Origin of the sequence: Parasphingomonas halimpatiens, from assembly GCF_036663795.1 — a bacterium.
Lineage (GTDB): Bacteria > Pseudomonadota > Alphaproteobacteria > Sphingomonadales > Sphingomonadaceae > Sphingomonas.
Genome location: NZ_JAXOJP010000073.1, coordinates 1 through 7,594 on the forward strand (window position 1 = coordinate 1; position 7,594 = coordinate 7,594).

The 7,594-nt window shown below is 65.0% G+C and carries 6 protein-coding genes; all 6 read right to left on the reverse strand.

Annotated elements, in window-relative coordinates; all coding sequences use genetic code 11:
• Positions 1–172 precede the first annotated feature (172 nt).
• Positions 173–901 (reverse strand): ethanolamine ammonia-lyase subunit EutC, encoded by a 729-nt coding sequence (gene eutC, locus U1839_RS26440; protein ID WP_332806544.1) that lies wholly within the window; start codon positions 899–901, stop codon positions 173–175.
• Positions 894–2,291, reverse strand: a complete 1,398-nt coding sequence (locus tag U1839_RS26445; protein ID WP_332806545.1) for an ethanolamine ammonia-lyase subunit EutB — start codon at positions 2,289–2,291, stop codon at positions 894–896. The genes eutC and U1839_RS26445 overlap by 8 nt, the downstream gene beginning before the upstream one ends.
• Positions 2,292–2,319: 28 nt before the next feature.
• A complete protein-coding gene (locus U1839_RS26450) occupies positions 2,320–4,071 on the reverse strand; it encodes a DUF885 domain-containing protein (protein WP_332806546.1) in 1,752 nt (583 codons plus the stop codon).
• A gap of 139 nt (positions 4,072–4,210) precedes the next feature.
• A complete protein-coding gene (locus tag U1839_RS26455; RefSeq protein WP_332806547.1) occupies positions 4,211–5,230 on the reverse strand; it encodes an alpha/beta hydrolase in 1,020 nt (339 codons plus the stop codon).
• A gap of 477 nt (positions 5,231–5,707) precedes the next feature.
• Positions 5,708–5,986 carry a hypothetical protein gene (locus U1839_RS26460; RefSeq protein WP_332806548.1) on the reverse strand — a complete coding sequence of 93 codons (279 nt, stop codon included), beginning with the start codon at positions 5,984–5,986 and terminating at the stop codon, positions 5,708–5,710.
• A gap of 251 nt (positions 5,987–6,237) precedes the next feature.
• Positions 6,238–7,443, reverse strand: coding sequence for an energy transducer TonB (locus U1839_RS26870; RefSeq protein ID WP_443030666.1), 1,206 nt, complete (start codon positions 7,441–7,443; stop codon positions 6,238–6,240).
• Positions 7,444–7,594 lie beyond the last annotated feature (151 nt).

The window sequence follows — 7,594 nt, forward strand, 5'->3', positions numbered from 1 at the left end:
CTCCGACATCAGCGAACACTCCTTGAACGGCATGGCTAATCCTCCATGCCGATGTGTCCACCATGTCTCCGAACACCCGTCCACCATCTCCCCGGTCTGTACACTTCGCCGGGGAAGTCAGAATGATGGCGCTGCCGAGCGCATCGGGGTTCAGATTTGACGCATCCCCCCGCTAAAATCCCGACAGCGCCCCAGCGCCCGGCTTGAGCGCCACCCCCGTCAACCGCAGCTGGCGCGCCGCCACCAGCAACGCCGCGATGCTGTCCGCCGCGGCTACGTATCCCAACCCATGCGGCGGGCGGATGTTCGACACGCAGTTGCGCTCGCTGTCCTGTCGGCCGGGGCGCGGCTGCCAGGTGATGTAAGCGCCGAGGCTGTCCGGCGCGCTCAGCCCCGGGCGTTCGCCGATCAGCACCACGACCAGCTCGGCCCCCAGCGCGGCGCCGATCGCATCGCCGATCGCGACGCGCCCCTGCTCAACGAGCACGATCGGCGCGATGGACCAGTCCGCCAGTCGGGCGACCAGCGCCGCGACCATCGGCGCGGCATGCGCATGGACGGCGGTCGCGGACAGCCCGTCGGCGATGACGATCGCCAATGTGTCGCCGGTCGCCGGCAACCGCGCCGCATCCCTCTCGTCCAGCAACCGGCCGAGATCGGGCCGCCTGAGATAGGTCGCCCGGTCCGTCGCCTGGCTGCGCACCGCAATCGTCGGCCGCCCGATCGCCGCCGCCACGCCCACCGGATCGAAGACCGCATGGACCGCGTCGCGCGCCCGCGCATGGTCGAGCTGGAAGTCGAGCAGTGCGCGCGTCGGCAACCCCTGCCCCGCCCGGCCGAGCAATATCCGCGCCTGGGTCAGCGCCCCCAACCGGTCGCGCAGCGCCGGCGGCTCAGCCATAGGGCGCCATCAACGCCGCGATGCTGTCGGGCGACAGCGCGAACGGCGCCTGTTCGGCGATCCGCCCGCCGCGCGACAGGCCAATCGCCTCCAGCCACGCCTCGAACTCCGGCGCCGGCCGCAGACCGAGCACCTCGCGCAGGTACAGCGCGTCGTGGAAGCTGGTCGACTGGTAGTTGAGCATGATGTCGTCCGCGCCCGGCACGCCCATGATGAAGGTGACGCCCGCCACGCCGAGCAGCGTCAGGATGCTGTCGCTGTCGTCGCCATCGGCCTCGGCATGGTTGGTGTAGCAGATGTCGACCCCCATCGGCAGGCCGAGCAGCTTGCCGCAGAAATGGTCCTCCAGCGCGGCGCGCGCGATCTGCTTGCCGTCATAGAGATATTCCGGGCCGATAAAGCCGACCACCGAATTGACCAGCAACGGCGCGAACGCCCGCGCCACGCCATAGGCGCGCGCCTCCAGCGTCTGCTGGTCGACGCCGTGATGCGTGCCCGACGACAGGCACGATCCTTGGCCCGTCTCGAAATACATCACATTGTCGCCGACCGTCCCGCGCCCGAGCGACAGCGTCGCCGCCCGCGCCTCGGCGAGCAGCGCCAGGTCGATGCCGAAGCCGCGATTGGCCGCCTCGGTCCCAGCGATCGACTGGAAGGCGAGGTCGACCGGCGCGCCGCGCCGCACCAGATCGAGCGTGGTGGTGACATGCGCCAGCACGCAGCTTTGCGTCGGAATGGCATAGGCCAGCCGGATCTCGTCGAGCAGTTCGAGCAAGGTCGCGGTGGTCGCGACATCGTCGCGCGCCGGGTTGATCCCGATCGCCGCATCGCCCGCCCCCATCAGCAGCCCGTCGAGCACCGAGGCAGCAATGCCCGCCGGATCGTCGGTCGGGTGGTTGGGCTGCAGCCGCACCGCCAGCCGCCCGGCCAGCCCGATCGTGTTGCGAAAGCGGCTGACCACCTCGATCTTGCGCGCCACCGCGATCAGATCCTGGTTGCGCATCAGCTTGGACACCGCCGCCGCCATTTCGGGCGTCACGCCGGGCGCGACGGCGGCGAGCGTCGCGCGATCGGTGTCGTTCGCCAGCAGCCATTCGCGAAACCCGCCGACCGTCAGATGCGCGATGGCGCCGAACGCTGCCGCATCATGCCGGTCGACGATCAGCCGCGTGACCTCGTCCGCCTCATAGGCCACCACCGCCTCGTCGAGAAAGGCGCGCAGCGGCAGGTCAGCCAGCGCGAAACGCGCCGCGATGCGCTGTTCCGCGCTCTCGGCGGCGATGCCCGCCAGCGCATCGCCCGAGCGATACGGGCTCGCCGCCGCCAGCAAATGGCGCAGATCGGCAAAGCGATGGCGCGTGCCCGACAGGTCGGCGTGATAGCCCGTCACGACACGCCTTCCGCCGCCGCGCCCGCCGTCACCCCGCCGCCTGCTCGTGCTTGATCCAGTCGTCGATCTGCGCCGCGAGCACGTCGAGCGGCACCGCGCCCTGGCCGAGCACGGCATCGTGGAAGCGCCGCACGTCGAACTTGGCGCCCAGTGAACTTTCCGCCTTGTGGCGCAGCGATAATATCTTCAGCTCGCCCAGCTTGTACGCCAGCGCCTGGCCCGGATTGCTGATATAGCGGTTGACCTCGGCATCGATATTGGCGTCGGTCAGCGCGGTATTGTCCTTCATGAACGCCACCGCCTGGTCCTTGGTCCAGCCCTGCGCGTGCAGCCCGGTATCGACCACCAGCCGGCACGCGCGCCACATCTCGTAGGACAGCCGCCCCATGTCCTTTTCGGGCGTGTCGTAAATGCCCATCTCGATCCCGAGATGCTCGGAATAGAGCCCCCAGCCCTCGACGAAGGCGGTGAACTGCGCGGCATATTTGCGGAAATCGGGCAGGCTCATTTCCTGCTGCAGCGCGATCTGGTTGTGATGCCCCGGCACCGCCTCATGCGCGGTCAGCGCGGCGAGCTCGTAGAGCGGCCGCTGGTCGAGCTTCGAGGTGTTGACGTAGAAGGTCCCGGCGATCCCGGCCGGCGGCGAGCCCGGCATGTAATAGGCCGTCGTGCTCCCTTCCGCCGTCTCGGCCGGGATGGCGCGCACGCCGTAAGGCAGGCGCGGCAGCGTGCCGAACAGCGTCGGCATCTTGCCGTCGTTGATCTTGGCCTGCAGCGCGGCGGCGCCCATCAGCTCGGCCACGCTGCGCGGATAATATTTCGGGTCGGTGCGCAGCGCCTGGATGAAGGCGGCGCGGCTGGCATAACCCGCCTTGCGCGCCACCACGTCCATCTCGCCGCGGATCCGCGCCACCTCGTCCAGCCCGATCTGGTGGATCTGCGCCGGCGTCAGCTCTGTGGTGGTCTGCTGGCGCACCATGAAGGCATAATATTTCGCACCGTCGGGCAGTCCCGCCGCGCCGAAGGTCTTGCGGCATTTCGGCAGATAGCTGGTGCGGTAATAATCGTCGATCTTGCGATATTCGGGGTTGAGCGTCGCGGTGATCAGCGTCTTCGCCCGCGCCTGCATCGCGGCCCATTCAGCCTCGCTAATGCCGGACCGGCGCGCGCCCTTGAACGGCGCATAGAAGCGCGAGTCTTCGATCCTATCGGTGATCACCCCGGTGATCGTCTTCTCGAACCCCGTCAGGCTGACACAGGGCTGGGTATAACCCCCGGCCACCGCCTGGCGCGTAATGTCGAGCGCCTGCGCGTTGAACTGCGGGAACAAAGCGAGCCGCGTGAGATAACTTTCGAAATCGGCCTTGCTGCGCAGCGGCACGTTGTCGGCGAGGCCGGCAAAGCCCTGGAACCAGCTGCCCAGCGTCGACAGCGTCATCGTCCGCTCGCCAAAGCCGTTTGCCTCGACCTGCTCGGCCAGGATGCGCCGCAGGATCGCCTGGTTGGTGCGATCCGCCGGCGACAGTGCCGCCGCCGGGATCGCATCGAGCCGCTTGACGAACGTCGCCGCCTGCGCCGCCTGCCGATCGGCCTCGGCCAGGCTGATATCGCCGACCTGGTCGTCATAATCATGCACGCCCAGCGCGGTGGCGTAGATCGGGTTGGACTTCAGGAACCACGCCCAATGGTCGGCGATCACCGCATGAAGATCGTCGGTCGGCGCCGCCATCGCAGGCACGGCGGTGGTGGCGAGAATGGCGGCAAGCAACAGGCGACGCATGGTTTCCCCCTTGAAAATCTCGGTGGTGCCATAACCACCATGCGCAGGGTTTCGGTCAAGGGTGCGCGGTGGTGGGGGGTCGGAATTGCTACGCGACGTTGTGGATCGTCATGGTCGTGCTGAGGGTCGCCGATGGGGTTCAAGAACCGGACGCGCCACCATCTGCCGAACGCTGATCGCGCCATATCCATCGCAGCACCTCGGGAAGAATCGCCGCACCATCTGCGTCCGAGTGGCCTCCCGTGGTCCAGGCATGATTTATGTCATACCGCGGCCCTGGCCGTCGCTCCGTGTCAGCATGAGCGTTGGACCATTCAAGGCTCTTCAACATCTGCTGGTTGGCCAGAAACCAATTGCCATGCTCGTTGTCGAGGTCGCCGGTTCCATCTTGCAGGAAGATGCGCAGGGGTCGGATCGGGCTTTTGCGGATGATCCCCGGATAGGTGTCGCCGCCGAACGTCAGCGGCGTGCCATCCGCGCCGAATTTCAGCCCGATGGAGGTATAGCTGCCGATAAAGCTGATGACGTTACCGAACGCCTCGGGGTGTCGCCAGGCAACCGTCCAGGACGCGATCGCGCCGCTCGAAGTCCCGCCGATCGCGCGTCGCCTGGGATCCGCGGCGAACCGCCATCGTTTCGCGACTTCGGGCAGCAACTCATCCAGGGTCATACGGGCATAGTCGTCGGAGAGGGCGTCATATTCCTCTGCCCGATGATCCGGATTGCCCATGCCAAGCGTGTCAAGGTAATGCGCCGCGAGATGGCCGGGTGTGACGAAAACGCCGAGGGTCGGCGGAATGGCACCTTGCTCGATAAGCTTGTCGAGCACCGCGGGAACCCTCAACGATCCAGCAGGATTCGTCGCCCGCTGCCCGTCCTGAAACAGCAACAGGTTCGGTGGTTTTGCCGGATCATAGGCTGCCGGCACGTACACCCAATATCGCCGCACCGTCCCCGGATAGACCCGCGACTGTAGCTCGAACGGGCCGAGGAGCTGTCCCCGCAGTGTTGTCCGGGCGGGCTGGCCCAGGGTTGGCGCATCCCTGGCTGACACGGGCGACGATAAAGTCAGCATGGCCGCCGCCATCGCGGGTACGACTGCGGTGGCGAGAATGGCGGCAAGCAACAGGCGACGCATGGTTTCCGCCTCGAAGGTCATGGTGGTGCCATAACCACCATGCGCGGGGGTTGGGTCAAGGGCCGGGTGAGGGTGGTGGGTCGGAATGGCAGCGCGACAGTGCGGATCGTGATGGTCGTGCCTGGGCTCGCGCACGGGACATTTCTGCACGATGATCGCGACGGGGCTGGACCACGATCGCGCGGTTCTTGGCGTGGCCGATCCTGACACAAGACGCCGCTTCGTCAAGGAGCGGACCGCCGGCATTGCCGCCTAATATTGGTCCTTTAGCAGCCGCAAGGCTAATCACCGAGGCCGTCATTCGTTCACATTGGGTCGCTCGACACGGTGGGTGGAAAGCGGAACGGCCGCTTTCGGGCGCTCAGGGAGCGATTTCGGTCCTTCATTCAGCTTAGCCCGGGTGGCAGCTTCGCGCCAAATTGCGGCGGTTTAAGCCGGCAACCGCTGCTCCCAGAAGCTGCCGGTGGTCGAGCGTCCGTTATTCGATGGGAAGCGTACCTATTCCCTCCACAGCATTGCTTTTGTGATCCGCCTCACACGGTCGTTGAACAGCGCAATCGTTGGCAGTTCGTCGTAGGTCCCATAGTGGTCGCTGATATGCCATCCCAACGCGTAACAGGCTTGCTCAAGATCTAACGTAGATGGGTCATTATCCAGCGAGGCGATAAACTGGCGGAAGTTTTGGAAGCCGTACCAAGCGGCGGAGCCTTCTTCCGGGTCGGGTTGCGCCGCAAGCCAGCCTTTGGCGTCCCCCATGACTGCGTCCAAGTTATCCATCGTCAGAGCGATGTCATCTACGCTCAGTGTCCGCAACTGGGTCGTCGTTGCCGCAAAGCTGCCGGGCGGGAGCCGCCCCAATAGCGAGCGGTGGGTTTCAGTGTAAAAATGTGGGGTGTTCCCGCCGGCAATCTCTTGAAGCGCACTTTTCCGCCCCTAGGCTCGCTCGACATCAAGCTGACCCACATCGAGCACGATTGCCCATGTTCGTCAGCTTCTAGTGACGGGTGCATTTGCTCCGACAGTGCCCCTCAGCAACGCAAGATCAGCGTCTCCATCGGCGCAGCCGCCTCACGCGCGGCCGATGCCGAGGGGAGGAGGAAATCGTAGCTAGCCGTCCAGGAACCCCCTGCAGTGTACAATGCTATCCGATCGCGTTCGACGTCCATTTTCGTGACCTTGCTCCAATCCAGCTCGATATCTCGCAATATTGGTTGAGTCTGATCGCGAGCCCCAGTCGAAAGGGTGGTATCGGAGGTCGCAATCCGGGTCCTGCAAACAGTCATCGGCATCGTGCTGACGATCCGACGGCGAAGGCTCCAGCGTGATCCATCGCCGTTACGTCCCGCAATCGCAATCTGGCCACCCGCTCCAGCAGTTTTGGTACTCAACGAAGACTGAGCGGTCTTGGCGTCGCGCGGACGGCTCGACCGTTCGGCCATAGCCAAATAACGGACCTCGGATATGCAAACAACGTGATCGGTGCGCGGCGAAGCGGCCTCCCTTGCAGAAACAGGCGGCTTAAACGATTCGCCGCCTTCGATCCGTGCCCGCTCGACCGAACCGAGGGGCTCGCATGTTCTCGCATCGTAAGATTTCTCCCCGTAACTCAGCGAAATTACGACCGGAAAGCTACAACGATTGAAAAGCCCAAAAGGGCTGTAACCCATCTGTGCTTGAACACACTTTTCAAGCGCACGGTTCGCGGTCGGAACTCCAGCTGCCCAAGCTCTCGCATATAAATTTTGATCGGCTGCTGCAGCCACGGCGGCATCATCCGCGTCCGGCGCCAAGTCTTGCGCTCGCGCGCGTGGGATAGCTGGTGGCGCCTCGGTCAAAGACCGTGCGGGCGCTAGACTTTCCGATGGCAGTACCCAACGCGCCGTGGTGGCGTAGACCCCAGCAAATTGCGCGCCTCCGGCGACCTTTCGGGGGACGAAGCGAGCGCGGCGCGTAATCAGCGCACAGGTTGCTGAGTCCAGCTCTCCCGACCTACTCGTCGATGTAATCGAGCAAGCTGCAACTCTTCCCGACTCGTCGATGAAGAGCTTCACGCCAACAACGCCCTGCTGCCCCGCGCGGATAGCAGCGGCGGGATAGTCGTCAGCCCCGACCCAACCGGCTGGGGCGTTCGTGGGCGTCGCATTCGAAGGCTCGACTGCTTGAGGTAGGCCTGCGATCGCTGCGCCAGCTGAGAGAGTCGATATGCCGACCCAAATGAGTGATACCAATCCCATCCGTGCAGTAAGCACCCGCTTCCCCTCGCTCGCTTGAGAGCCCGAGCGGAAAGTGGTTGAGCGATATCAGTAGGTTGTGATTCACCGTCGTTGTCGAGACGATAGGAGAAGCAGATGGCCTGGACTGATACCGCCCGCCGGCAACATAGGC